The following is a 23,389-nucleotide window of genomic DNA, read 5'->3' as shown; positions in this document are numbered from 1 at the left end:
GACCGGCGCACACGCAACAACTCAAATCGCTCTCGCTACTGCTTATCCAGACCGTACACGGAATGCAAAGTACGAACCGCGAGTTCCGTGTAGGGACCGTCAATCAGTATCGAAATCTTGATCTCGGAGGTAGTGATGGCGCGGATGTTGATCGCCTTGTCGGCCAGCGCCTTGAAAGCGGTGGCGGCCACACCGGCATGGCTGCGCATGCCGATGCCGATGACCGAAACCTTCGACATGCCGGCTTCCGACTGCACCACGTCATAGCCGATCGAAGCCTTCAGACGCTCCAGCACGGCCAACGCCTTGTCCACGTCGCCGGACGGCACGGTGAAGGTCATGTCGGTGAACTTGCCGTCCTCGGAGATGTTCTGGACGATCATGTCGACATTGATGTTGGCCTCGGCCAGCGGGCCGAAAATGCCGGCGGCAACGCCCGGGCGGTCGCCGACGCGGCGCAGAGAAATCTGCGCTTCGTCCTTGGCGTAGGCAATTCCGGTGACGACCTGCTGTTCCACGATCTCTTCCTCGTCGCAAATGAGCGTTCCCGGAGGATTGAGCAAATCCCCCATTCCGGGCGCATCGGGATCGTCGAAGGACGACCGCACGAACGTACGCACCCTGTGCACCATGGCAAGCTCGACCGAGCGCACCTGCAAGACCTTGGCGCCGAGCGAGGCCATTTCGAGCATTTCCTCGAACGAAATCTTGTTGAGCCGCCGCGCCTTCGGCTCGATGCGCGGATCGGTGGTGTAGACGCCGTCGACATCGGTGTAGATGTCGCAGCGGTCGGCCTTGACCGCCGCGGCAATGGCCACCGCGCTTGTGTCGGAGCCGCCGCGGCCGAGCGTGGCGATGCGGTTGTCCGGGCCGATGCCCTGGAAGCCGGCGACGACAGCCACCTGGCCCTCGCCGAAGCGCTTGATCAGGAACGCGCCGTCAATTTCGAGGATGCGCGCCGCGCCATGCGCGTTGTCGGTCTTGATCGGGATCTGCCAGCCCTGCCAGGAGCGGGCATGGACGCCCATATTCTGCAGTGTGATCGCCAGCAGGCCGGCAGTCACCTGCTCGCCCGAGGCGACCACGGCGTCATACTCGCGCGCGTCGTGCATGGGCGAGGCTTCGCGCGTCCAGCCAACCAGTTCATTGGTCTTGCCCGCCATCGCCGAAACCACGACAGCGACCTCATGGCCGGCATCGACCTCGCGTTTGACGTGACGCGCCACATTGCGGATGCGGGCGATGTCGGCGACGGAGGTTCCGCCGAATTTCATCACGATGCGCGCCATGGAAGCGAAATGCCTTTGACTGAAGCCGGCCCAGGACCGAAAGGGGAAGTAAGCGCTCGACAGAAGCCGGCCGCTGAATGCGCGCCTCCTTAGCCAAATGATCACGGTTTCGCAAGGCTGGCGGCGGATGCCGGCTTCAGGATCGCGGCATATTGCGTTCGGCCCCGCCGCCGCTTACCAAATGCTGCCCGCGGGAAACTCCTTTTGGTCCGGCATATCGAATGATTGTTCGCCTTCGACGCGCCATGCGGTGGCAATCGCTGCCGCTGTTCATCGGCTTCGCCGTGCTGGCGTTGATCGTCGGCACACGCGCCGTGCTGGTCGAGACCCAGAGAGCCAATCGTGAGGCCGCGCGCGAGGCGGTCGAGTATCAGGAATTGCTTTCCGGTTTGCTTGCGATGGCTCAGGAGGCCGAGACCAGCCAGCGCGGCTATCTCCTGACCGGCGAGAAATCCTACCTCCAGCCTTATCGGCAGGCGGTCGACGCCATTCCGGGCCAGCTTGCCCGCATCGACGGCATGACCGCGCCGGACGACGAACTCGTGCAGCAGATCAACCACGTCAAGGACGCGCTTTCACAAAACCAGGCCGAATTGGCTGAGACGATTGCACTCTACGATCGCGGCGATGCGACAAAAGCTCTGGAACTGGTCCGCAGCGGCCAGGGCAAGGCCGCCATGGACCAGATCCGGGCCAGCATGGACACGATCCGGCGCATTGGCGGCGCAGCCATCGCCGCGCGCGACGCTCATACCGACCGGGTCGAAAACTGGCTGCGAATCGGCTCGATAGCGGCGCTGCTGGCGATCTTCCTGCTTGGCGCCTACACGGTTCGCCTTTCGCGCCGCCGGTTCCGCGCAGTGGCCATCGCCCAGGAAGAGCTGATGCGCAAGAACATCGAGCTCGGCAACGAAATTCAGACGCGTGAAAAGGCCGAATCGCAGATCCGCCAGATGCAGAAGATGGAGGCTGTGGGCCAGCTGACCGGCGGTATCGCCCACGATTTCAACAACATGCTGGCGGTGATCATCAGCGCCATGAACCTCGCCCAGCGCAAGCTGACGCGGGGCGAGCACGACATCATGAAATTCATCGAAGCGGCGACCGATGCGGCGACCCGGGCCGCAAACTTGACGTCACGGCTGCTTGCCTTCTCGCGCCAGCAGCCGCTCGCGCCTCAGGTTGTAGACGCCAATCGTCTGGTCGCCGGCATGTCGGACCTGCTTCGGCGGGCGCTCGGCGAAACCATCCGCATCGAAACCGTGCTGGCTGGCGGCCTGTGGAAGACCCATGCCGATCCGAGCCAGCTCGAAAATGCCATTCTCAATCTGGCGGTCAATGCGCGCGACGCCATGGGCGAGGACGGCAAGATGACCATCGAGACCGCCAACAGCCACCTCGACGAGAGCTACGCCGCCACCCATGCCGAGGTCAAAGACGGCCAGTATGTGATGATCGCGGTCAGCGACACCGGCGCCGGCATGCCGGCGGACGTCATGGAGCGGGCTTTCGAGCCATTTTTCACCACCAAGCCAGTCGACAAGGGCACCGGCCTCGGGCTGAGCCAAGTGTTCGGCTTCGTCAAACAGTCCGGCGGACACGTCAAGATCTACTCGGAACCCGGCCAAGGCACCACGATCAGGATCTACCTGCCGCGCTTCTTCGGCCCGGAAGAGGCCGCCATATCTTCGGAACGAGCCGGAAATCCTGCCGTGCCGGTCACCGAAACCATCCTTGTCGTGGAGGACGATCCACGCGTGCGGGCTTCCACCGCCGATGCCATGCGCGAACTCGGCTACACCGTCATTCATGCCGCAAGCGGCCAGGAAGCGCTGGAAAAGCTGGGCGACAACCCTGGTGTGGCGCTCATGTTCACCGATATCGTCATGCCGGTGATGAATGGCCGCAAGCTCGCGGAGGAGGCGCTGGCGCGCATGCCGAAGCTGAAGGTGATCTTCACCACCGGCTTCACCAGGAACGCCGTCGTCCACAATGGCGTGCTCGACCATGACGTGCATTTCCTGGCCAAGCCCTTCACCATCGAGCAGCTGGCGGCGAAATTGCGCGACGTGCTGGACGCAAAATGACCGAGACCCTGGAAATCGTCACCTTTCGCCTCAAGCCTGGAGCGGAAGCGGGCTTTGCCGCCGCCAACAACCTGGTCGCCGACTGGCTGGCGCGGCAACCTGGTTTCGTAAACCGCTGCCTGGCGGGGCGGGACGATGGCAGCTGGGTCGATGTCGTGCGCTGGCGAAGTCGCGAGCAGGCTCTCGCCGCCGCGGGCCGCATCATGGCCGAGATCGGCGATTGCGAAGCGATGCGGGCCATCGATCCCGCGAGTGTTGAGATGGGACATGCGGCGATTGTGATCTCCAGGCCCTAGGTCGACTTGCCAGCAGTCGCATAAAACCGGCCTTGACTTTCTTGCCCCGGCACCCGACTTCCTAGCGTCCGAGGAGACCCGCCCCATGCCAGAGGCCCGACGATCGACAATCGATGCCGGAGAAGTGGAACGCTTTTCCGCGCTTGCCGCCGAATGGTGGAACCCGAACGGCAAATTCCGTCCGCTGCACAAATTCAACCCGGTCCGGCTTGCCTATATCCGGGACCAGGTGGCGGCGCGCTTCGGCCGCGATCCGCGGGCGGCGCGGCCGTTCGAAGGCCTGCGTTTCCTCGATATCGGCTGCGGCGGTGGGTTGTTGTGCGAGCCGATGGCAAGGCTTGGCGCCGAAGTGGTCGGCGCCGACGCCTCGGCAACCAACATCGAGGTGGCGAAGCTGCACGCGGCCGAAGGCGGCGTGAAGGTGGATTATCGCGCTACGACCGCTGAGGATTTGGCCGATTCCGGCGAGAAATTCGACGTCGTCCTCAACATGGAAGTCGTCGAGCATGTTGCCGATGTCGACCTGTTCATCGGCAAGTGCGGCGAGATGGTCAAGCCCGGCGGCATCATGTTCGTGGCCACCATCAACCGCACGCTGAAGGCACTGGGCCTGGCCATCATCGGCGCCGAATATGTGCTGCGCTGGCTGCCGCGCGGCACCCACCAGTTCGGCAAGCTGGTGCGGCCCGAAGAGCTTGAAAAGGCGCTCGGCAGCGCCGCCATGACCATCATCGACCGCACCGGCGTGACCTACAATCCTCTCGCCGACCGCTGGGCACGCTCCAAGGACATGGACGTCAACTATATGGTGCTGGCGGAAAAACGATCGGTCTGAACGAAAGGGGGCGGCCGTGGACACTATGAGGGCCCGAGAGCTGGCGCTCGATCTTCCCGAAACGGTCGAGCAATCGCATTTCGGCAAGGCTGACTTCCGCGTCCGCAACCGTATCTTCGTCTCGCTGCCCGAAGCCGACCGTGCTGTCGTCAAGCTCGACCGCGACCAGCAAGAGATGATGGCCGCGGCTGAGCCATCGGTTTTCAGGCCCGTGACAGGCGGCTGGGGCCAAAAGGGATGGACGTCGATCATGCTCGAAGCCTGCGACGAACAGACATTCCGCAGCGCCGTTCGGACGGCCTGGCGAAACGTCGCCCCGCCGGCGCTACGGAAGCGCCTCGACGCGAGCCAAATTTAAGCTTGAGCAGTTCGAGCAAAGTGTGAAGCGGTTTTCCCGGGAAAAGCGCATAGCGCTTTGCCTAGGAATTGCGTAAACCAAAGACCCTATGCCTTCTGGCTCTGCGCCTTGGTGGTGATGATCACGCCGATGGTGATGATCACCGCGCCGGCCCAGGTCAGCAACTGGTAGTGCTCGCCGAGGAAGATGGTTCCGGCAAACAGGCCGACGGCCGCCGCCACATAGCCGATCTGGCTGAGATAGACCGGACCGCCCACGGCCTGCAGCCGGAAGAAGAAGGCAAACATCGCCGAGGCCGAAGCGACCTGCGCCACGACAACCAGCGGCACGGCGCCAAGCGGGGCGAAGGCACTGAGGCCGAACAGCGCGAGAATGCCGATCAGCAGCAGCGTCGCCGAGGCCAGGTGGCTGCCGACGGCCAGTTCGATCGGACCAGTGCCTTTGGGCCAGTCGACGGTGCGATAGATATTGCCGGCGGCAAGGCTGACCGGGATCAAAAGTCCGACCAGTACCCAGAAGAAATCGGCCGGCTGGCCGGCCTCGCCGCGCGTCACCGCCACCATGACGGCGCCGATGAAGCCGACGGCGATACCGATACTGCCGAGCATATTTGGCCGTCGAACGCCGAGCAGGATCGAAAACACCAGTGTGATGACCGGCGACAGCGTGAACATGATGCCGGTGTAGCCGGCGCCGAGATGCGGGATAGCCGAAAACATCAGCAGATTGGGCACGGCGTAGGACACGGCGGCGGTGATGAAGAAATAGCGCAGTCTGTGCGAGGTGAGCCGCATGCGCTCGCCGTTCGCGAGCAACGCGCACAGCAGCACGCCCCCGGCGCCGAACGAGATGACGAAGGCCCAGACCATGGCCGGAACGCCGGCAGCCGTCGCCAGCTTGCCGAACGGCAGGGTCAGGCCGAGCAGGCCGCCGGTGACGACCAGCAGGCCAAGCGCCGATTCCCAGAGAAATTTCATCGGATGGTCCCGTCACTCACTTGCGGCACTGGGTCGAAACTGTATCTTGAGGTAGCATACCACAAAGATTCTTAACGTCAAGATACTTAGCGGTGAGACAGGTGGATCGCGCGGCAAAGGCGGTGGAGCAATGGAAGCGGGAACGGCCGGACCTGGAGGTGTCGCCGATGCTGGTGCTTGGGCGGCTGAACGAAGCCTCTTCGCTAATCGCCCGCGAGCGCCTCGCCCCGCTGTTTGCCCGTTTCGGACTGCAGGCCGGCGAATTCGATGTGCTGGCGACGCTGCGCCGCTCCGGCCAGCCTTACGCGCTGACACCGACCGCTCTCTACGAGGCGACGATGGTGACCTCTGGGGCCATGACCAACCGGCTCGACCGGCTTGAGAAGGCCGGACTGATCCTGCGCGGCCCGCACCCCAACGACCGGCGTGGCATTGTCGTGCAACTGACCGAAAAAGGTCTGGCCTTGATCGACGAAGCCCTGACCGCCCACGTCGCCAACGAGCATGAAATCCTCGCCGGGCTCACCGGCACGGAGCGGGGGGCACTGGCTCAGTTGCTTGGCAAATTGATCGATAGCGCCAGCTGATCGCTCAATTGCGCTCCTCGGGAAAACTCGGGATCGGCATGAAATCGATGCCATCCTCGGCCAAGCTCTTGGCTTCGTCCAACGTCGCCTCGCCATAGATGCCGCGCGCATCGCTCTCGCCGAAATGGATCTTGCGCGCTTCTTCGGCAAACTTGTCGCCGACATAGTCGGCATTCTCGCGCACCTTCTCGGCCATCGCCTTCAGTTGCGCCAAAGCCTGCTTCTGGGTTTCGCCCATGGCCAGCGCAATTGTTTCCTGCTTCCGCGCGGTGGAGACGGCTGGCGCCATCAGCGCCTTTTGCACCTTGTGCGAGCCGCAGCTCGGGCAATCGACGAAGCCGCGCTTCTTCTGCGTGTCGAAATCGTCATTGCTGCGAAACCAGCCCTCGAATTCGTGCTCGTGCTCGCAGATCAGGGCAAAGCGGATCACGAAGCCGCGCCCCTGAGCCGCGGCGCTTCCACTGCGCCGGCATTGACGGCAAAATCGCGCGCATTCCTAAGGTTGGGGATTTTCTTACGCGCGGCCCACGACTGCGCCGTGTCGATCTCGGCGATGATCACCTCCGGATCGTCATGGTCGGCCTCGGCGAGAATTCGACCCCATGGGTCGACGATCAGCGAATGGCCATAGGTTTCGCGGCCATCCTCATGCAGGCCACCTTGTGCTGCAGCAACCACATAGGCGCCGTTCTCGATGGCACGGGCTCGCAGCAGCACATGCCAGTGCGCCTCGCCGGTCTGGCGGGTGAAGGCGGCAGGCACCGACAAGAGGTCGGCGCCGGCCATCGCCTCGGCGCGGAACAGCTGTGGAAAGCGTAGATCGTAGCAGACGGCAAAGCCGAGCCTAGCGCCGTCGATCTCGGTGACGACGGCCTCGGTGCCCGGCTCATAGGCGGCGGATTCGCGCCAGCTCTCGCCATTGTCGAGGTCGACATCGAACATGTGGATCTTGTCGTAGGTGGCAAGGGTGGCGCCGTCCGGCCCAAACAGCAGCGCCCGGTTGGCGAGCTTGCCGTCGGTGCGCAGGATGGCGGTCGAGCCGATGTGCAGGAAGACGCCGAGTTCGCTGGCGAGCTTGCGCGCGGCCGCCACGACGATGTCCTTGTCTTCCAAGGTGAAGGAAGCAGCCCTGGCTTCCTTGTCGCGGATCAGCGCACCGGTCATTTCCGGGGTCTGGATGTAGGTTGCACCGAGGCCTGCCGCTTCGCGCACCAGCCGTTCGAGATCGACCGCGTTGCGCTCGGGGCTCTCGCCCGAACGCATCTGGATCGCCGCCGCCTTGAAAATACCCATCGTCACGTCCTCTTTGAGCAATTCCAGGAAAAGTGTGTAACGGTTTTCCGTCCGGAATTGCGTAAAAACAAAGACATAGAGCGGCGCTACGAACCGCTCTTTGTCGTCGAGCCGTTGGCAAGCAGCCTATCCAGCTGCCCCCGTGCCTCCAACTCGTGGAGGTCGTCGGAGCCGCCGACATGCGTGTCGCCGATGAAAATCTGCGGAAACGTCGAGCGGCCATGCGCCCGCGAAATCATTTCCTGGCGCAATTCCGGCGAAAACGAAGCGTCATGCTCGGTGTAAGCGACGCCCTTGCGGTCGAGCAGCCGCTTGGCCGCCGCGCAATAGCCGCACATCATACGGGTGTAAATCGTCACATCGAGCATCGGTCCGTGCCTTTCCTCGACCTTATATAGTCGCGGACTCGTCGGCCCGAAAGTCCCCCGGCAGGACACGCGCGAAGGTCAGCACATCGACCGCTCCGGCGCCGCCCTTCTTCAGCGCCCTGGCGACCGAGCGCACGGTGGCGCCGGTGGTGTAGACATCGTCGACCAGAAGCACGCGGCGCCCAGTGATCTCGATTTCGGCTTCCGCAGGCACACGGAAGGCGGCGCGGACATTGGCCTCGCGCTCCTGCCGCTCCAGCCCGACCTGCTGGCGCGTGAGCTTGACGCGCCGGACCGCCGAGGGCGAGAAAGGCAGCCCGCTAAGCTGCGCAACCGCCCTTGCCAACTCCGCCGACTGGTTGAACTGCCGGCGAAAGAAGCGCCGCCAGTGCAGCGGCACCGGTACGACGACATCGGCGTCTGCAATTAGCTCGGCGCCGGCGCGCAGCATCCAGCGCGCCATCCATGGCGCCAGATCGGTGCGGTCCTGGTATTTCAGCCCTTGCACCATCTGGCGGGCGACACCGGAATAGGCCACGGCCGCCCGCGCCCGCTCGAACGGCGGCGGATCGGCGATCGCCTCGGCCGACAGGAACCCCTCGCCCATATCGTGGGTGAATGGCGTGCCCATGACCGCGCACCATGGCCGCTCCAGCAGCCTCAGCTTCGGCCAGCAGGCGCCGCACAAAACGCCGGGTTGCGAGACGTGCCTGCGACAGCCGGCACAGACCGGCGGGAACAGCATCCGCGCCGGCCAGTCCAACATGGCCAGTTTCAACATGGTTTGAGCGAGGCTCTTGATCTCCATCACCGGATCGGCCACGTGGTTTTGTCGTCCGCGCCAGGATATCACTAGACGGACAAACAGGATGTCTACCGTTGCAGCCGATCATCGATACTGAACTTTGGCTGGTGCGCAAGCGCAGGGCCCTAGCCCACCCCGTAGCCGGCGCGGATTTTCTGATGCGGCGGGCGGCGGAAGACCTTGCCGACCGGCTTGGCGCGGTCGAGCGGAAATTCGGCAAGGCCGCGGTGCTGTTTTGCCAGACGCCGGACGCAACGGACGTGGTCGCTGCAAGCGGCAAGGCAGCGGAGATCGTGCGCGTCGAGGCAGATCCAGCGTTTCTGGACGGCCGGCCAGGGCTGGTAGCACCGCTGGAGACAGTGCCGTTCCAGCCGGAAAGCCTCGACCTCGTCGTTTCGCTCCTGTCGCTCCAGGCGATGAACGACATTCCCGGCATGCTGGTGCAGATCCGCCGCGCGCTCAGGCCCGACGGGCTTTTTCTCGGCGCCTTTGCCGGCGCCGGCACGCTTTCCGAATTGCGCGAAAGCCTGCTCGCCGCCGAGACCGAGCTCTATGGCGGCGCCAGCCCGCGCGTCATCCCCTTCACGGATGTTCGCGATGCCGGCGCATTGCTGCAGCGCGCCGGACTGGCGCTGCCGGTGGCCGACGTCGAAACTGTGACGGCGCGTTACGATACTCTTTTCGACCTCACGGCCGATCTCAGGGCGATGGGCGAAACCAGCGCGCTGACCGATCGCAGCCGGCGACCGGGAGCGCGAAAGCTTTTTACCCGTGCCGCCGAACTCTATGCCGAACGCTTTTCGGACGCTGATGGCCGCATCAGGGTAAGCTTTTCCATCGTCTGGATGTCGGGCTGGGCGCCCGATGCATCGCAGCAAAAGCCCTTGAAACCGGGCTCGGCGAAGGTCTCGCTGAAGACAATACTGGAAGATCCCGGCGGGCGGTGACGACGCTCCGGATCAGTGCTCGGCGAAGGCATTGGCAAGCTTGCTGTTGGTATCACTGAACAAAAACTGGATCGCGGTGGTGACCTTGCCGATGCCGCCGACGATGGCAAGCGACAGCACGGCGACGATCAGGCCATATTCAACGGCCGTGGCGCCTGTTTCGTCTTGCAAAAATCGGCGCAGCAATGGCTTCATGATCGTCAATCCCTCTCATCCCCGACCATATCGCCGACCTGTTAAGAAAGGTTAACGGCACAAGCTTAACAGGCTGTGAAATGGGCCTGCGTTGAGGAAGTTCTCAAGCTGGTGTCGACCTTGTTGGTCAGCAGTCGCCGCTGCGTTGGCCGTCGGCGCGGATGATGCAGACTGAGCTCGGTGAGGGCTGCAGCACGCTTCTGCGCAGCGTATAGGTGGCCCGCGAGCCGATCGAACCCGTGCTCATCGGGTCGAGACCGCCTGCAAGAGCATCGCGGCTGGATGATCGCGTCTGGTTGTCCAGCACGGGGACCGCAATCAGCGCCAGCGCCACTGCGGCCGAGCCGAACAACAGCGTGACGCGCAATATGCCGACGCCGGCGGCGCGAAAGCTGCGATCCGGCCGGATCGAGTCCCATTCCCTGTCGAGGCTCATGCAATCGCTCCCCGCGAACCCGCTTTGCCGCAATTTTTCACGACGAGATAAATCTTCCATTAACGCTGGCTAGATCAGACCGCGAAATGGCTTTGTATCACAACAGGTCGATGAGGAACTGGATCAGCGGCGCGTCGGCCGGCGGCATGGGATAGTCGCGCATCTGCTTTGGCCGCACCCATTTCAACGCCTGCCCTTCCCTGGGCTGCGCGATGCCGCGGAAGCGGCGGCAGACGAACAGGGGCATCAGGAGATGGAAATCATCATAGGAATGGCTGGCGAAGGTGAGCGGCGCCAGGCAAGGAATGTCGGTCTCGATGCCGATCTCTTCCTGCAGTTCGCGGATCAGGCATTGTTCCGGCGTCTCGCCTGGCTCTACCTTGCCGCCGGGAAATTCCCAAAGGCCGGCAAGCTGCTTGCCCTCGGGCCGCTGCGCCAGAAGCACCCGGCCATCGGTATCGACCAGCGCGCACGCGGCGACCAGCAGCAGGCGTTTGCCGGTGATCTCGCTCATGCGCCCGGCGGCCGGCGATAGTGGTAGCGATAGACTTCGTCGAAGCCCAGCGAGCGATAGAGCGCCAGCGCCGGCGCATTGCCGGCCTCGACCTGCAGCCAGGCTTCGCGAGCGCCACGCAGCCTCGCCCATTTCAGCGCCGACAGGATCAGGTTGCGGCCATGGCCCTGATTGCGCGCCGACTTGGCGGTGGCGATCTCGAACAGGCCGGCAAGATCGCCGTCATGGACGCAGATCAGCACCGCCAGGGGATCGGCCCCTTCCTCCAGCGCAAACAGCCCGACTTCGGGTTGGATAGCGCCGATGATTTCCGAAAGACCGGGCCGCAGCGATGCATCCGAGCCGCTGACCTTGAGCGACGCGCCGAGAAAGCGGCTGATATCCTTCAGCGGAATCTGGTCCATGGCCGGCGCCAGTTGCGCGTCCGCCAGCGGCAGCCGCATCACCTGGGATTCGTCGAATGTGCTCCAGCCCTCATTGTCGAGATGCTTGGCCAGGTCCGGCCCCGACAGCGGCGAGATGCGGAAGGTCAGCGGCCTGCCATAGGCGTCGAAGCGCCGGCTGGCGCGGCCGATGCGCTCGGCAATGTGCTGGGTGTCGCCGGGATCGAGCGGGTTGACCGAGTTCAGCCGTTTGGCCGGATGACCGGCCGTCAGCCGCACCACCCAGGTGCCGTCATAATGGACGGCCGCAGCCGGCCAGGCGCGAAAACCCGCCGCCTCGTAGCGGCGCACGATGGCGAGCATGCTTGCCGGATGCCTGGAAGCCAACTCCATCAGCTCCGGTAATCGCCATTGATGGCGACATATTCCTTGGTGAGGTCGCAGGTCCACACCGTCGCCTTGCCGCGGCCGATACCGATATCGGCGCGGATGCGGATGTCGTCGCGCTTCATATAGGCCGAGGTCGCTTCCTCGGAGTAGCCTGGGTCGCGTTCGCCCTCATGCGCCAGACGGTTGTCGCCGAACCAGATCGACAGCCGGTCGCGATCGGCCGGCTCGCCGGCCTTGCCGACGGCCATGACGACGCGGCCCCAATTGGCGTCCTCGCCGGCAACCGCCGTCTTGACCAGCGGCGAATTGGCGATGGACAGCGCGATGCGCTTGGCCGAGCGCGCCGATTTGGCGCCGGTAACGGTGACTTCGACCTGCTTGCGGGCGCCCTCGCCGTCGCGCACCACTTGCAGCGCCAGCGATTTGAGCACCTTGCCCAGCGCCCGGCGGAACGCGCCGAGACGCGCATCCTTGGGATCGCTGATGGCGGGCGCGCCGCGCTTGGCAGCGGCTCCGGTGGCGAACAACAGCAGCGTGTCGCTGGTCGAGGTGTCGCTGTCGACGGTGACGGCGTTGAAGGTCTTGGCCGTGCCGCGCGACAACAAGTCCTGCAGCACGGGGGCGGCGATCGGCGCATCGGTGGCGATGAAGGACAGCATAGTCGCCATATCGGGCGCGATCATGCCGGCGCCCTTGGAGATGCCATTGATGATGACGTCGGTGTCGCCGAGCTTGACCGTCGCTGTCGCCACTTTCGGATAGGTGTCGGTGGTCATGATGGCCTTTGCGGCCTCGGTCCACAGATCCGGCTTGCCGTCCTTGACCAGTCCGGCGAGCAAATGGCTGAATTTGGTGGTGTCGAGCGGCTCGCCGATTACCCCGGTAGAAGCGAGGAACACTTCGCCTGGCGTGCAGCCTGCGGCCTTGGCCGCGGCCTCGCCGGTCAGTTGGGTGGAGGCGCGGCCCTTCTTGCCGGTGAAGGCGTTGGCGTTGCCGGAATTGACGACCAGCACCCGCGCCTTGCCGGCGCCAAGGTTCTCGCGGCAGAAGTCGACCGGCGCCGAGGGGCATTTCGACTTCGTGAACACGCCGGCAACCGCTGTGCCGGCATCGAAGACCATGGCCAAGAGGTCGGTACGGTTCTTGTACTTGATCCCGGCCTCTGCGGTGGCGATGCGCACGCCCTCAATGGCAGGCATTTTGGGATATTTCTTCGGCGAGAGCGGCGAAATCGTTGCGGACATTGGAGACCTCGGGCGAGGGAAAAACGCTGGGCGAAGGCCGGTTTGCCCGATAGCACGGCCCGGCGCAAGGGCGTTTTCTTGGCCGCCGCTGTCGGCAAGCCACCAGGGATTAAGCTTGCATTTCAAATCCGTTGGCGTCACCGGGGCCTCTGGCGTTATGATATCGGCCATGGGCAGGCTGGTGATCTTGGCGGTGGCGTTTATGGGGCTTTTGCTCCTGAGCGCCGATGCGCAGCCGGAACGGCGCGTGGCGCTGGTCATCGGCAATGGCACCTATGCCGAAGCCGGCACGCTCACCAATCCGGTCAACGATGCTCTCGATATTGCCGGCAAGCTGCGCTCGATCGGCTTCGAAGTCATCGAGGGCAACGATCTCGGCAAGCGCGAACTCGAGCGCAAGATCGGCGAATTTTCCGATGCGCTGGAAGGTGCGGGCGTCGGGCTTTTCTATTACGCCGGCCACGGCCTGCAGGTGGAAGGGCGCAACTACATCGTGCCGGTCGACGCCCGGCTCGACATGCCGGTCAAGCTGCAGCTCGAAGCCGTGCCGATCGACGAAGTCCTCGACATCATGGAGCAGCAGACCAAGGTCAGCCTGGTCTTTCTCGATGCCTGCCGCAACAATCCCTTTGCCCGCAGCCTGAGCCGCACCGCCACCACGCGCTCGGCAACGGCGCTTGCCGGTCTGGCGCAGTTCGATTCGACGCGCGGCTCCTTCATCGCCTTCTCGACGGCGCCAGGCGCTGTCGCCATGGACGGCACCGGACGCAATTCGCCGTTCGCCGCCGCCCTGCTGCGGCACATGGCCGAGCCCGGCCAGAGCATCAACGACATGATGATCGCGGTGCGCCGCGACGTGGTCTCCGAAACCCGCGAGGGACAGCGCCCATGGGAACAGGGTTCGCTGCTCGAACGGTTTGAGTTTGTGCCCGGCGGCGAAACGGTCGCACAGCCGAAGCCCGCCGTCCCCCCGGCGCCCGAAACAAAGGTTGCGGCACTCGAACGGTCTGTAGGCGACGACAAGACCGCAATCGAGAAATTCCTGCGCGACGACTATCTTGCGCCCGATGCCGCGGCGATCGGCGAGACCGTCAAGCGGCTCTATGCGCCTTCCGCCACCATCTTCGGCACGCGCTATGACAGCGACGCCGTCGTCAAGCTCAAGACGGACTGGTTCGCGCAATTTGCATCCTGGTCGTTCAGTCTCGAGCCCGGCAGCCTCGAGGTGACGCCGCAGGGCGAGAACCGCGCCGAAGCCGTGTTCGCGATGAGCTACGACTATATGTCGAAAGACAAATCGGCGGCGCGCATGACCGGCAAGGCACGAGTCACGCTTGGGCTGGTGAAGAGCGACGGCCAGTGGCGTATCGCCTCGGAAACCTCGCAAGCGATGAACTGAAATCCCCGCGAAGCGAATGTGAGACCTGCTTCTACAAGCGCTGGAAACGGGCCGTTTCGTTTGCCTGCCAGCTCACCTATATTGCCGGCGAGATTGTTGGCGAGGGCAGACATTGTTGGCGAGGACAGACATGGGCGAGGATCCGGCCCGCAGATCGATCGGGGCGCGGCGCAACCCAGACAGCGCCGAGGCCATTCTCGAGGCCGCGGAGGCGGTGCTGGTCGAGGCCGGCTATGCCGGCTTCTCCATAGAGGCCGTGGCGCGGCGGGCGCGCGCCGGCAAACCCACGATCTATCGCTGGTGGCCGAGCAAGGCGGCCCTGCTGCTGGAGGTTTACAAGCGGCAAAAGCGTGTCGACGTCCCCGATACCGGCAGTCTCGAAGACGACCTCGTCGGTTTTCTGAGGAACCTCTTCGCGCATTGGCGCGACACATCCTCGGGCAGCGTATTCCGCTCGCTGATCGCCGAGGCCCAGTCCGACGAAGCGGCGGCCGCGGCCCTGACTGGCTATGCCGATGGGCGCGTGTCCCACACCGCTCGGATCATCGAGCGCGCCAAGGCGCGCGGCGAGGTTGCGGCCGATATCGACGCAGCGCTGGTCGCCGACCTCATCGCTTCCTATGCCTGGAAACACCTTTTGACCAACCGGCTGGACGAAGATGAGGCGACAATCCGTGCCACTGTCCGCTATGTGATGTCCGGCATCTCCCGCAATTGAAAAGGGCGCCGAACGGCGCCCTTTGCATGTTTTTTCGGTGCCGGCCTTACTTGCCGGCTTCCATCGTGTCGACGGCCTTCTTCAGATTGGCGTCGGGGATTTCAACCTTTGCGGCGCCGCGCAGCTGCTTGACCAGTGCGAAATACTTGTCGCGGATCACCGCCTGCTTGGCCTGGTCCTTGACGTCGTCGAAGGCCGGCGGCTGTTTGGTGCGCTTGTCCTCGAGCTTGATGACATGCCAGCCGAATTGCGTTTGCACCGGCTCCTTGGTGTATTTACCGATTTCTAGCGCAACTGCCGCCTTGTCGAATTCCGGCACCATCTGCCCCGGGCCGAACCAGCCGAGATCGCCGCCATTGGTCTTGCCCGAGGGATCGCTGGTATGCTCGTTGGCGAGCTTCTGGAAGTCTGCACCGCCATCGAGCTGCTTGATGATCGCCTCGGCCTCTTCCTTCGTCTTCACGAGGATGTGACGGGCATGAATCTCATTGACCGGCGGCGTGCTGGCGATTTCCTGGTCGTAGCGGGCGCGCACCTCGGCATCGGTAACCTTGTCGACGACGCCCTTCTCGACCATCTCGCCATGCAGCGCGCGCTGCTGCAGGAACGCCATGCGGCGCTGGAATTCGGGATCCTTGTCGAGCCCGGTAGCGACCGCCTGGGCGGCCATGACGCGGATTTCGATGGCCGCCGAAAGGGCGGCGGCGCGGCGCTGCTCGGGTGGCAACTGCGAGAACTGCTGCGACAGCTCGCCCTCGGCAAGCCCAAGGTCCGCCTCGGTCAGCTTCTGGCCATTGACGGTAGCGATAACGGCGTTCGGATCGACGGGGGCTGCCGCCGGCGCTGCTGCGGCATCGGCCGGGGCGGGAGCGGCTTCCTGGGCCATCAGCGGAGACAGCGACAGGGCCGACAGGCCGAAGGCCAGGCCAAGGCTGGCGAGCGACGCACGGCGAAACAGTAAGGACATCAAGATTAACTCCAAGGGGGGATTGGTAGGGCTTGCAGATCAGCCGGATTGTGGCGGAATTTGGCGCTGCCCATAGGGCTAACGCGGCGTTGACATCAGTTGAGCCCCCTCTTATCTGTCCAACGACTTTGCGTCCAGAACCGTTTTCCGGGCGCTTTTTGTGTTTGTCCGCGTTTCACGCGGAATTGATGGGGCCGGCCGGCGCTCATCTCAAAATTGAGAATTCTATCGAAAGGACCATCGGATGGTCAGTCTCGGCGGTCTCGCCCGTAAGGTTTTCGGTTCCTCCAACGATCGTCGCGTAAAATCGACCCGGCCGCGTGTCGAGGCGATCAACGCCATGGAAAACGAGATGCGGGCGCTGTCCGACGCCGAGCTTCAGGCCCGCACGGAAAAATTCCGCCAGGATATCGCCAACGGCGCTACGCTCGATGACCTGCTGGTGCCGGCCTTCGCCACCGTCCGCGAGGCATCCCGCCGCGTGCTCGGCATGCGCCCGTTCGACGTGCAGCTGATCGGCGGCATGGTGCTGCACAATGGCGGCATCGCCGAAATGCGTACCGGCGAGGGCAAGACCCTGGTCGCCACCCTGCCCGTTTATCTCAACGCGCTTGCCGGCAAGGGCGTCCATGTCGTCACCGTCAACGACTATCTCGCCACCCGCGACTCCGAATGGATGGGCCGCGTCTACAAATTCCTCGGCCTCTCGGTTGGCGTCATCGTCCATGGCCTGTCCGACGAGGAACGCCGCGTCGCCTACGCGTCCGACGTTACCTATGCCACCAACAATGAGCTCGGCTTCGACTATTTGCGCGACAACATGAAGTATGAGCGCGCGCAGATGGTGCAGCGCGGCCACAATTACGCGATCGTCGACGAAGTCGATTCCATCCTGGTCGACGAGGCGCGCACGCCGCTGATCATTTCCGGTCCGCTCGAGGACCGTTCGGAAATGTACAACACCATCGATGCCTTCATGCTGCAGCTCGGCCCGGCCGACTACGAGATCGACGAGAAGCAGAAGACCTCGATCTTCACCGAGGAAGGCACCGAGAAGCTGGAAAACCTGCTGCGCGCGGCCGGCCTGCTCAAGGGCGAGTCGCTCTATGACGTCGAGAACGTCGCCATCGTCCACCACGTCAACAACGCGCTGAAGGCGCACCGGCTGTTCCAGAAGGACAAGGACTACATCGTCCGCAACGACGAGATCGTCATCATCGACGAATTCACCGGCCGCATGATGCCGGGCCGCCGCTATTCGGAAGGCCTGCACCAGGCGCTCGAAGCCAAGGAGCATGTGGCGATCCAGCCGGAAAACCAGACGCTGGCATCCGTCACCTTCCAGAACTATTTCCGCCTCTACAAGAAGCTGTCCGGCATGACCGGCACGGCGCTGACCGAGGCCGAGGAGTTCGGCAACATTTACGGCCTCGAAGTCACCGAGATCCCGACCAATCTGCCGGTCATCCGCAAGGACGAGGACGACGAGGTCTACCGGACGGTCGAGGAGAAGTACAAGGCGATCGTCAAGGAGATCAAGGAAGCGCGCGCCAAGGGCCAGCCGACGCTGGTCGGCACCACCTCCATTGAAAAATCCGAGCAGCTGGCCGAGCGCCTGCGCAAGGAAGGGTTCAAGGATTTCGAAGTGCTGAACGCCCGCCATCACGAGCGCGAAGCGGCCATCGTCGCCCAGGCCGGCAAACCCGGCGCCATCACCATCGCCACCAACATGGCGGGACGCGGCACCGACATCAAGCTCGGCGGCAACGCCGAGATGCGCATCGAGGACGAACTGGGCGACATGCCTGCTGGTCCCGAGCGCGAGGCGCGCGAAAAGGAAATCATTGCCGATGTCGAGCGCCTGAAGGAAAAGGCGCTGGCCGCCGGCGGCCTCTACGTGCTGGCCACCGAGCGCCATGAATCGCGCCGCATCGACAACCAGCTCCGCGGCCGCTCCGGCCGCCAAGGCGACCCCGGCCGTTCGAAATTCTTCCTGTCGCTGCAGGACGATCTGATGCGCATCTTCGGCTCCGAGCGCATGGACGGCATGCTGCAGAAGCTTGGCCTCAAGGAAGACGAGGCCATCATCCATCCGTGGATCAACAAGGCGCTGGAAAAGGCGCAGAAGAAGGTCGAAGCGCGCAACTTCGACATCCGCAAGAACCTGTTGAAATACGACGACGTCTCGAACGACCAGCGCAAGGTGGTGTTCGAGCAGCGCATCGAATTGATGGACGGCGAAGGCCTGTCCGAGACGATCGCCGAGATGCGCGAAGGCGTCATCGAGGAGATCGTCACCAAGAACATCCCCGAAAACGCCTATGCCGAGCAGTGGAACGTCGCCGGCCTCAAGGCCGAGGTCGCCGAATTCCTCAATCTCGACCTGCCGGTCGAGGACTGGGTCAAGGAAGAAGGCATTGCCGAGGACGACATCCGCGAGCGCCTGACCAAGGCCGCCGACGCCGCCGCCAAGGAGCGCGCCGAGCGCTTCGGCGCAGACGTGATGAGCTATGTCGAACGCTCGGTGGTGCTGCAGACGCTCGATCATCTGTGGCGCGAGCACATCGTCAACCTCGACCATCTGCGTTCGGTCGTCGGCTTCCGCGGCTACGCCCAGCGCGATCCGCTGCAGGAATACAAGAGCGAGGCGTTCGAGCTGTTCCAGGCGCTGCTCGGCAATCTGCGCCAGGCCGTCACCGCGCAATTGATGCGCGTCGAACTGGTCCGCCAGGCCGCCGAAGCACCGCCGCCCGAAGCGCCTGAAATGTTCGGCAGCCACATTGACGGCACCACGGGCGAGGACGATTTCGAGGGCGGCGAGACCGCACTTCTGGTCCGCCAGGAGAGCAACGCCATCGTCGCTCCCGAAGACCGCGATCCGAACAACCAGGCGACCTGGGGCAAGATCGGCCGCAACGAAGCCTGCCCCTGCGGCTCCGGCAAGAAATACAAGCACTGCCACGGCGCGTTTGCCTGATTTCGAAGGCTAGGTCGGCGGGACAGCACCCCCCTCTGGCCTGCCGGCCATCTCCCCCTCAAGGGGGGAGATCAGCAGCTTCGGCGCCGTAACTTCTTTCAATTTCGACAATCGGCGAAAGCCGCGATGACAGCCAATCTCCCCCCTTGAGGGGCAACAGCCAATCTCCCCCCTTGAGGGGCAGATGTCCGGCAGGACAGAGGGGGGTGCGAAGGATCGCGACCTCTCGGTCCAACCCTCGTCAAAACCTCACAACAACCCCGAATCGCGCGCGGTCGCTGTCGCCTCGCCGCGCGACACCGCATCCAGCTTGCCCAGCACCGCCGAGACATGGTGATCGACCGTCTTTGGCGAAATCGTCAATTGCTCGGCGATCCGCTTGTTGGAGAGGCCGCGTTCGATCAGCTGCAGCACCTGCATCTGGCGCAAGGTGAGGCCGGCGAGGTTGGCGCGCGTCGAGCGGCGCGGGCCGCGGGCGATGCCGCCAACGCCGTTCCTGCGCATGATATCGCGCAGGCGCTGGGCCGCCGGCCTTGCCCCCAGGCCGTCGAAAATATCCAATGCCAGACGCTGCCCCTCGTCATCGCCGAGGATGAGCGCCAGTCCGCGCTCGTATGGCGCATTCAATTCGGACCAGAGTGCCGAAGCCGAACGCCAGTCGCCGGTCAGGAGCAGCCGGTATGGTGTCGCCATCTCGGCGGTGTCGCCGGCCGGCATATCGGGAGAGAGCAATGTTCGCCACAGAGCCAGCTCCCCGACATGGGCACGCGAGCGCACCGGCGTTTCGGCGCGGGTGATCAGCGCCAGCGCCTCTTGCCTGTCGGCCAGGCCCAGCCATGCCTGCTCCGCCATCAGCGCTGCGTAAGAGCTCAGCATCTGCAGGTCGCCGCCGCTTCCGACCAGACGCGCCATTTCGGCGAACAGCGGCTCGGCCGAGGGATCGCCGCGCCTCAGGCGCAGTTTCGCCAGTGCCAGCAGCGCCGGAAACCGGCCCACGGTGGTTGTCCGCTCATTGTCGATGACATCGCTTGCCGTCGCGGCGGCCTCATCCCATTGGCCCTGACGCAGCTGCACATCGGCCAGCATGCCCCTGAGATAGTCGCGCCAGGTGCCGAGGTCGTTCTCGGTGCAATAGTGGATGCCGCTCTCGAGCACCGGACGTGCCGCGTCGTAGCTCATCTGGGTGATCTCGAAACAGGCGCGGTTGGTGAAGGCGCGCGCGGCATGTTCCTGGAAATTGCCTTGGAGCGCAATTTCAAGGCTTTCGTCGAGGCGCAGGCGTCCGGCATCCGGATTGAGCCACTGCTCGACGCAGCCGACATTGTTGAGGGCATGCGACGCGATGTCGGGACGGTTCATGCGCGCAGCCAGCGCCGCTGCCTTCTCGCCATAGAACAGCGTGTCTTCCACCCTCTCCGAAAGCATCGCCAGATGCGAAAGGTTCGAATAGGCCATGGCGAGTTCGGGACCGGCGGGAGCCGCTTCCAGCATAGCCACAGCCTCGGCGCCGAAGGCGGCCGCCGCCTCGCGGTCATCGCCCATTTCGCTCAGCCGGGAGAGCCATCTCAGGCTGTCGCCCTCCTTCAGCCTGTTGCCGTCTGCCTGATGCAACCGGCGCGCCTGTCCCTGCGCTGCAAGCGCATCATCGATCTTGCCGATGAGATGGCACTCGAAGGCATGACTTTCGTAGAGCGCGGCGCGCTCGATCACCGGCAGGCTGTCGGCCTGCTGCAGGGCGATCTCGTAATAGCCGGCGGCATCGCGATGGGCGCCGACGCGCGACGCCTCGCGCGCGGCGATTGGCGCAAGTTCGCGCACCGCCGCCAGATTATGCGCCTCGACCGCATGATGCACCAGGCGGCCTGTGGAGACGTCGCCATTTTCGAGCAGTGCCGCCAGCGCACGCTGGTTGAATTGCCGCCTGTGCGACGTCGTCAGCATCATTTCGATGGCGCGCCGCGCGATGTCGTGCCGGAAGGCGTAGCCGTCGCCCAGATCGTCGAGCAGGCCGTTGGCGACACACTCGGCCAGCTGGCCGGCGCTGGCGACGCCGCACAGGCCCTGCAGGGCCCAGGCGTCGGCCCGGCGCGGGAACACCGACACCGCGTCGAGCATGGCCCGGGCGCCAACCGACAGCCGCTCGGCCCTTGCCAGCACGGCGTCGCGCACGCTTGCCGGCAGCGCCATTTCGTTTTCGGCGCACAACAATTCGGTGACGAAGAAGGCATTGCCTGCGGTCGCCCGGTAGATGGCGTCGCCATCGCGGCCGGCCGCATCGGCGAGCGACAGCACGGCCGCCTGGCTGAGCAGCGGCACGTCGATGCGCGCCACGCTGCCGGCCGGGCTTTCGCCCAGGGCGCGGCGCACCCGCATCTGTCCCTCGCTGCGGTCGGTGCGCGCCGTGAGCAACAGCAGGATGTGGGTGTTGGCGATACGCCGGCCGAGGAAGCGCACGAAATCGAGCGTCGCATCGTCGGCCCAGTGCAGGTCTTCGATCACCAGCAGGCTCGGTCCCTTGGCCGCAAAGGCGTCGAGCGCATCGGAAAACAGCGGCAGTCTCTGCCCATGCCGGGCGTCGATTGCGCGCGGCAGCGCCCATTGCGCCTCACGGGCCAGATCGTAGAGCGGCCCCAGCGGATCGGGGATCGACAGATCCTCGCAGGCGCTGCGCAACATTGCCGCGCTCTGCCCGACACGGGCCGCGAATGCCTCGACCAGTGCGGTCTTGCCGGCGCCGGCCTCCCCCGCCAGCACCGCGACGCGGCCATGGCCGCCTATTGCATCGCCAAGCAGGATCTCCAGCTGCTGCAGCTGCGTCTGCCGTTCCAGAAGCATCATTGTCATCGTCTCACAGGATCGGAGTTTTCCCACCATGGCGGGCCGCTCACGATTAGCCCGTGAAGAAAGCGCCGCAATGTGACTTTGCACACATTGCCGTGCCTCTTTCCACAAAGAACGACGGCAATATAGGGAATCGTCCCGTCCAATATGGGGAATCGTTCCGATGCGCGGGCCGGGCCGGCGTGGTCAACGTCCAGCCGCGCTCCGACCGAGCGTGAATCAATGGAAAAGGAAGTCTTCCATGCCTCGCTATCTGATTGAACGCACATTTCCGGACGGCCTCAACATTCCGATGACCGACATCGGCGCCACTGCGGTCGGCGGGGTCGTCATGCGCAATGCCGAAAAGGGCGTCACCTGGATCCAGTCCTTCGTCACGCCCGACAAGAAGCACAGCTTCTGCATCTACGACGCGCCGACGCCCGAAGCTATCCGCAGCACCGCTCAGAAAAACTCGCTGCCGGTCGACAAGATCACGGAGGTGCGGGTTCTTGACCCTTACTTTTACCTCTGATCCTGCGTTCGGTCGCCACGATGATGAGCATCAAACTGTCCTTCGCGGCCGTGGCGAACTGCCTGATGGCCTGCCGCTCGGTGGAATCGGGCCTGTCCTGGGAAAGACCGTCCGGCCAACCTCCGTGCTCTGCCGTCTATGGCGGTTCGCGTCGAAGCTGCCTGCGTATCTGTCTGAAAGGCGGCGCCTGCCCCCGGAAGGCGACTATCTGAGGCGCGACATCGGGCTATCGGAGCGCGACGTCCCGCAGGAATATTGGCAATACTATTTTTGGGATCGTTGATTTTGCACGGTTTTTAAGGGCTGCGGCCAAAGCCCGGCAACGGAAGCCGCATCGCATGAACCGGGACGGACAAACCAAATCCTAAACCAACGCCGCAGCGTTTCGGGCAGCCTGATCGGCCGCCGTCGCCTCGAGCGTCAACAAACGAACGGAAGACCATGACCATAATTCTTTGGACGACACGCTTCGCGGCTTTCGCCGCCATCTCGATCGCGGCGGGTGCCGCCGCCCAGGCGCACGACGCCAACCTGCTGGCCGAAAAGGTGCGCGCCGCCAACAGCCGCTTCGAAAATGTGGCAACCGCCACTGCCGAAGGCTATGCCCCCATCCCTTGCGCCAGCGGCATCACCGGCGGCGCCATGGGCATCCACTATGTCAACGGCGCCTATGTCAAGGACGATGCCGTCGATGTCGCCAAGCCCGAAGCGGTGATGTACGAGCCGACGGCCGACGGCAGCCTGAAGCTGATAGCGGTCGAATACATCACCTCGAAGGGCCCGGCCTCGCTCGAAGGCCAGCTGTTCAACTTCAACAGCGCCCCCAATCGCTACGGCCTCGGCCCGTTCTACGAACTGCACGTCTGGGCATGGAAACAGAACCCGACGGGCGCCTTCGCCGACATGAACCCGAACGTGTCCTGCGACGCGATGAAGGGGATGTAACGCTCCGACACCTCCGGCACCGGA

Annotated in this window: 25 protein-coding genes; 12 read left to right on the top strand and 13 right to left on the bottom strand. The window is 64.2% G+C overall.

Features of this window, described 5'->3' with window-relative positions:
- Window positions 1-35: 35 nt before the first annotated feature.
- On the bottom strand, window positions 36-1,289 hold the full coding sequence (locus NKH54_RS09245) for an aspartate kinase (protein WP_023672973.1): 1,254 nt from the start codon (window positions 1,287-1,289) through the stop codon (window positions 36-38).
- 245 nt (window positions 1,290-1,534) lie between these two features.
- Here NKH54_RS09245 and NKH54_RS09240 point away from each other — a divergent pair, with 245 nt between their 5' ends.
- The 4 genes from NKH54_RS09240 to NKH54_RS09225 all read left to right on the top strand — a co-directional run bounded on the left by NKH54_RS09240 (window position 1,535) and on the right by NKH54_RS09225 (window position 4,865).
- Window positions 1,535-3,376 (top strand): CHASE3 domain-containing protein, encoded by a 1,842-nt coding sequence (locus NKH54_RS09240; RefSeq protein ID WP_353028086.1) that lies wholly within the window; start codon window positions 1,535-1,537, stop codon window positions 3,374-3,376.
- Entirely contained in the window at window positions 3,373-3,672 is a 300-nt protein-coding gene (locus NKH54_RS09235) for an antibiotic biosynthesis monooxygenase family protein (protein ID WP_353028085.1), read from the top strand. Before NKH54_RS09240 ends, NKH54_RS09235 begins: the two co-directional genes overlap by 4 nt.
- Window positions 3,673-3,757: 85 nt before the next feature.
- Window positions 3,758-4,507, top strand: coding sequence for a bifunctional 2-polyprenyl-6-hydroxyphenol methylase/3-demethylubiquinol 3-O-methyltransferase UbiG (ubiG, locus tag NKH54_RS09230; protein ID WP_023704287.1), 750 nt, complete (start codon window positions 3,758-3,760; stop codon window positions 4,505-4,507).
- A gap of 25 nt (window positions 4,508-4,532) precedes the next feature.
- Window positions 4,533-4,865: an MmcQ/YjbR family DNA-binding protein gene (locus tag NKH54_RS09225; protein ID WP_023685781.1), complete on the top strand. Its 333-nt coding sequence runs from the start codon at window positions 4,533-4,535 to the stop codon at window positions 4,863-4,865.
- Between the two features lie 86 nt (window positions 4,866-4,951).
- Here the strand turns inward: NKH54_RS09225 and NKH54_RS09220 are convergent, their stop codons facing one another.
- Window positions 4,952-5,842 carry a DMT family transporter gene (locus NKH54_RS09220; protein WP_023698970.1) on the bottom strand — a complete coding sequence of 297 codons (891 nt, stop codon included), beginning with the start codon at window positions 5,840-5,842 and terminating at the stop codon, window positions 4,952-4,954.
- Between the two features lie 101 nt (window positions 5,843-5,943).
- Here NKH54_RS09220 and NKH54_RS09215 point away from each other — a divergent pair, with 101 nt between their 5' ends.
- A complete protein-coding gene (locus NKH54_RS09215) occupies window positions 5,944-6,429 on the top strand; it encodes a MarR family winged helix-turn-helix transcriptional regulator (protein ID WP_023672979.1) in 486 nt (161 codons plus the stop codon).
- 4 nt (window positions 6,430-6,433) lie between these two features.
- On the opposite strand, the gene NKH54_RS09210 is transcribed toward NKH54_RS09215, so the two are convergent.
- The 4 genes from NKH54_RS09210 to NKH54_RS09195 all read right to left on the bottom strand — a co-directional run bounded on the left by NKH54_RS09210 (window position 6,434) and on the right by NKH54_RS09195 (window position 8,898).
- Window positions 6,434-6,859, bottom strand: coding sequence for a DUF1178 family protein (locus NKH54_RS09210; protein WP_023672980.1), 426 nt, complete (start codon window positions 6,857-6,859; stop codon window positions 6,434-6,436).
- A complete protein-coding gene (locus tag NKH54_RS09205) occupies window positions 6,856-7,722 on the bottom strand; it encodes a carbon-nitrogen hydrolase family protein (RefSeq protein ID WP_023743063.1) in 867 nt (288 codons plus the stop codon). The genes NKH54_RS09210 and NKH54_RS09205 overlap by 4 nt, the downstream gene beginning before the upstream one ends.
- 86 nt (window positions 7,723-7,808) lie before the next feature.
- On the bottom strand, window positions 7,809-8,090 hold the full coding sequence (gene grxC, locus NKH54_RS09200) for a glutaredoxin 3 (protein ID WP_023672982.1): 282 nt from the start codon (window positions 8,088-8,090) through the stop codon (window positions 7,809-7,811).
- A gap of 22 nt (window positions 8,091-8,112) precedes the next feature.
- Entirely contained in the window at window positions 8,113-8,898 is a 786-nt protein-coding gene (locus NKH54_RS09195; protein ID WP_196814971.1) for a ComF family protein, read from the bottom strand.
- A 71-nt stretch (window positions 8,899-8,969) separates the two neighbouring features.
- Here NKH54_RS09195 and NKH54_RS09190 point away from each other — a divergent pair, with 71 nt between their 5' ends.
- Window positions 8,970-9,842, top strand: a complete 873-nt coding sequence (locus NKH54_RS09190; RefSeq protein WP_353028084.1) for a methyltransferase domain-containing protein — start codon at window positions 8,970-8,972, stop codon at window positions 9,840-9,842.
- A 12-nt stretch (window positions 9,843-9,854) separates the two neighbouring features.
- On the opposite strand, the gene NKH54_RS09185 is transcribed toward NKH54_RS09190, so the two are convergent.
- The 5 genes from NKH54_RS09185 to argJ all read right to left on the bottom strand — a co-directional run bounded on the left by NKH54_RS09185 (window position 9,855) and on the right by argJ (window position 13,004).
- Window positions 9,855-10,037, bottom strand: coding sequence for a Flp family type IVb pilin (locus NKH54_RS09185; RefSeq protein WP_023818502.1), 183 nt, complete (start codon window positions 10,035-10,037; stop codon window positions 9,855-9,857).
- A gap of 127 nt (window positions 10,038-10,164) precedes the next feature.
- Window positions 10,165-10,473: a hypothetical protein gene (locus NKH54_RS09180; RefSeq protein WP_023818501.1), complete on the bottom strand. Its 309-nt coding sequence runs from the start codon at window positions 10,471-10,473 to the stop codon at window positions 10,165-10,167.
- Between the two features lie 97 nt (window positions 10,474-10,570).
- Window positions 10,571-10,987 carry an 8-oxo-dGTP diphosphatase MutT gene (gene mutT / locus NKH54_RS09175; protein ID WP_023685791.1) on the bottom strand — a complete coding sequence of 139 codons (417 nt, stop codon included), beginning with the start codon at window positions 10,985-10,987 and terminating at the stop codon, window positions 10,571-10,573.
- Window positions 10,984-11,733, bottom strand: a complete 750-nt coding sequence (locus NKH54_RS09170) for a GNAT family N-acetyltransferase (protein ID WP_353028090.1) — start codon at window positions 11,731-11,733, stop codon at window positions 10,984-10,986. The genes mutT and NKH54_RS09170 overlap by 4 nt, the downstream gene beginning before the upstream one ends.
- A 29-nt stretch (window positions 11,734-11,762) precedes the next feature.
- Window positions 11,763-13,004 carry a bifunctional glutamate N-acetyltransferase/amino-acid acetyltransferase ArgJ gene (gene argJ / locus NKH54_RS09165; protein WP_353028083.1) on the bottom strand — a complete coding sequence of 414 codons (1,242 nt, stop codon included), beginning with the start codon at window positions 13,002-13,004 and terminating at the stop codon, window positions 11,763-11,765.
- 169 nt (window positions 13,005-13,173) lie between these two features.
- Here argJ and NKH54_RS09160 point away from each other — a divergent pair, with 169 nt between their 5' ends.
- Complete coding sequence (locus NKH54_RS09160; RefSeq protein ID WP_023731046.1) at window positions 13,174-14,403, top strand: caspase family protein; 1,230 nt, start codon at window positions 13,174-13,176, stop codon at window positions 14,401-14,403.
- A gap of 130 nt (window positions 14,404-14,533) precedes the next feature.
- Entirely contained in the window at window positions 14,534-15,121 is a 588-nt protein-coding gene (locus tag NKH54_RS09155; protein ID WP_023694003.1) for a TetR/AcrR family transcriptional regulator, read from the top strand.
- Window positions 15,122-15,167: 46 nt separating this feature from the next.
- Here the strand turns inward: NKH54_RS09155 and NKH54_RS09150 are convergent, their stop codons facing one another.
- Window positions 15,168-16,088 carry a peptidylprolyl isomerase gene (locus NKH54_RS09150; protein ID WP_023686683.1) on the bottom strand — a complete coding sequence of 307 codons (921 nt, stop codon included), beginning with the start codon at window positions 16,086-16,088 and terminating at the stop codon, window positions 15,168-15,170.
- Window positions 16,089-16,332: 244 nt separating this feature from the next.
- Here NKH54_RS09150 and secA point away from each other — a divergent pair, with 244 nt between their 5' ends.
- Window positions 16,333-19,065, top strand: a complete 2,733-nt coding sequence (gene secA / locus NKH54_RS09145) for a preprotein translocase subunit SecA (protein WP_353028082.1) — start codon at window positions 16,333-16,335, stop codon at window positions 19,063-19,065.
- A gap of 249 nt (window positions 19,066-19,314) precedes the next feature.
- Here the strand turns inward: secA and NKH54_RS09140 are convergent, their stop codons facing one another.
- Window positions 19,315-21,903 carry a helix-turn-helix transcriptional regulator gene (locus NKH54_RS09140; RefSeq protein WP_353028081.1) on the bottom strand — a complete coding sequence of 863 codons (2,589 nt, stop codon included), beginning with the start codon at window positions 21,901-21,903 and terminating at the stop codon, window positions 19,315-19,317.
- Between the two features lie 244 nt (window positions 21,904-22,147).
- Between NKH54_RS09140 and NKH54_RS09135 the strand changes: the two genes are divergently transcribed.
- The 3 genes from NKH54_RS09135 (at window position 22,148) to NKH54_RS09125 (ending at window position 23,365) form a co-directional block, all read left to right on the top strand.
- Window positions 22,148-22,420 carry a DUF4242 domain-containing protein gene (locus tag NKH54_RS09135; protein ID WP_023685308.1) on the top strand — a complete coding sequence of 91 codons (273 nt, stop codon included), beginning with the start codon at window positions 22,148-22,150 and terminating at the stop codon, window positions 22,418-22,420.
- On the top strand, window positions 22,398-22,703 hold the full coding sequence (locus NKH54_RS09130) for a hypothetical protein (protein ID WP_353028080.1): 306 nt from the start codon (window positions 22,398-22,400) through the stop codon (window positions 22,701-22,703). The genes NKH54_RS09135 and NKH54_RS09130 overlap by 23 nt, the downstream gene beginning before the upstream one ends.
- A 158-nt stretch (window positions 22,704-22,861) precedes the next feature.
- Window positions 22,862-23,365: a hypothetical protein gene (locus tag NKH54_RS09125; protein ID WP_353028079.1), complete on the top strand. Its 504-nt coding sequence runs from the start codon at window positions 22,862-22,864 to the stop codon at window positions 23,363-23,365.
- Window positions 23,366-23,389: the final 24 nt, after the last annotated feature.

This window comes from Mesorhizobium sp. M1004, assembly GCF_040318795.1.
GTDB lineage: Bacteria > Pseudomonadota > Alphaproteobacteria > Rhizobiales > Rhizobiaceae > Mesorhizobium.
The sequence above is the reverse complement of the archived record's forward strand: the minus strand, read 5'-3'. Positions and strand labels throughout refer to the sequence as shown.

Coding starts and splice junctions, on each gene's coding strand:
- grxC (WP_023672982.1), bottom strand. CDS start 8,090: ATGCTCGATGTGACGATTTACACCCGTATGATGTGCGGCTATTGCGCG.
- NKH54_RS09160 (WP_023731046.1), top strand. CDS start 13,174: ATGGGCAGGCTGGTGATCTTGGCGGTGGCGTTTATGGGGCTTTTGCTC.
- NKH54_RS09150 (WP_023686683.1), bottom strand. CDS start 16,088: ATGTCCTTACTGTTTCGCCGTGCGTCGCTCGCCAGCCTTGGCCTGGCC.
- NKH54_RS09185 (WP_023818502.1), bottom strand. CDS start 10,037: ATGAAGCCATTGCTGCGCCGATTTTTGCAAGACGAAACAGGCGCCACG.
- NKH54_RS09135 (WP_023685308.1), top strand. CDS start 22,148: ATGCCTCGCTATCTGATTGAACGCACATTTCCGGACGGCCTCAACATT.
- NKH54_RS09155 (WP_023694003.1), top strand. CDS start 14,534: ATGGGCGAGGATCCGGCCCGCAGATCGATCGGGGCGCGGCGCAACCCA.
- NKH54_RS09170 (WP_353028090.1), bottom strand. CDS start 11,733: ATGCTCGCCATCGTGCGCCGCTACGAGGCGGCGGGTTTTCGCGCCTGG.
- NKH54_RS09225 (WP_023685781.1), top strand. CDS start 4,533: ATGAGGGCCCGAGAGCTGGCGCTCGATCTTCCCGAAACGGTCGAGCAA.
- argJ (WP_353028083.1), bottom strand. CDS start 13,004: ATGTCCGCAACGATTTCGCCGCTCTCGCCGAAGAAATATCCCAAAATG.
- secA (WP_353028082.1), top strand. CDS start 16,333: ATGGTCAGTCTCGGCGGTCTCGCCCGTAAGGTTTTCGGTTCCTCCAAC.
- NKH54_RS09140 (WP_353028081.1), bottom strand. CDS start 21,903: ATGATGCTTCTGGAACGGCAGACGCAGCTGCAGCAGCTGGAGATCCTG.
- NKH54_RS09220 (WP_023698970.1), bottom strand. CDS start 5,842: ATGAAATTTCTCTGGGAATCGGCGCTTGGCCTGCTGGTCGTCACCGGC.
- NKH54_RS09240 (WP_353028086.1), top strand. CDS start 1,535: ATGCGGTGGCAATCGCTGCCGCTGTTCATCGGCTTCGCCGTGCTGGCG.
- NKH54_RS09245 (WP_023672973.1), bottom strand. CDS start 1,289: ATGGCGCGCATCGTGATGAAATTCGGCGGAACCTCCGTCGCCGACATC.
- NKH54_RS09180 (WP_023818501.1), bottom strand. CDS start 10,473: ATGAGCCTCGACAGGGAATGGGACTCGATCCGGCCGGATCGCAGCTTT.
- NKH54_RS09195 (WP_196814971.1), bottom strand. CDS start 8,898: ATGGAGATCAAGAGCCTCGCTCAAACCATGTTGAAACTGGCCATGTTG.
- ubiG (WP_023704287.1), top strand. CDS start 3,758: ATGCCAGAGGCCCGACGATCGACAATCGATGCCGGAGAAGTGGAACGC.
- NKH54_RS09125 (WP_353028079.1), top strand. CDS start 22,862: ATGACCATAATTCTTTGGACGACACGCTTCGCGGCTTTCGCCGCCATC.
- NKH54_RS09205 (WP_023743063.1), bottom strand. CDS start 7,722: ATGGGTATTTTCAAGGCGGCGGCGATCCAGATGCGTTCGGGCGAGAGC.
- NKH54_RS09235 (WP_353028085.1), top strand. CDS start 3,373: ATGACCGAGACCCTGGAAATCGTCACCTTTCGCCTCAAGCCTGGAGCG.
- mutT (WP_023685791.1), bottom strand. CDS start 10,987: ATGAGCGAGATCACCGGCAAACGCCTGCTGCTGGTCGCCGCGTGCGCG.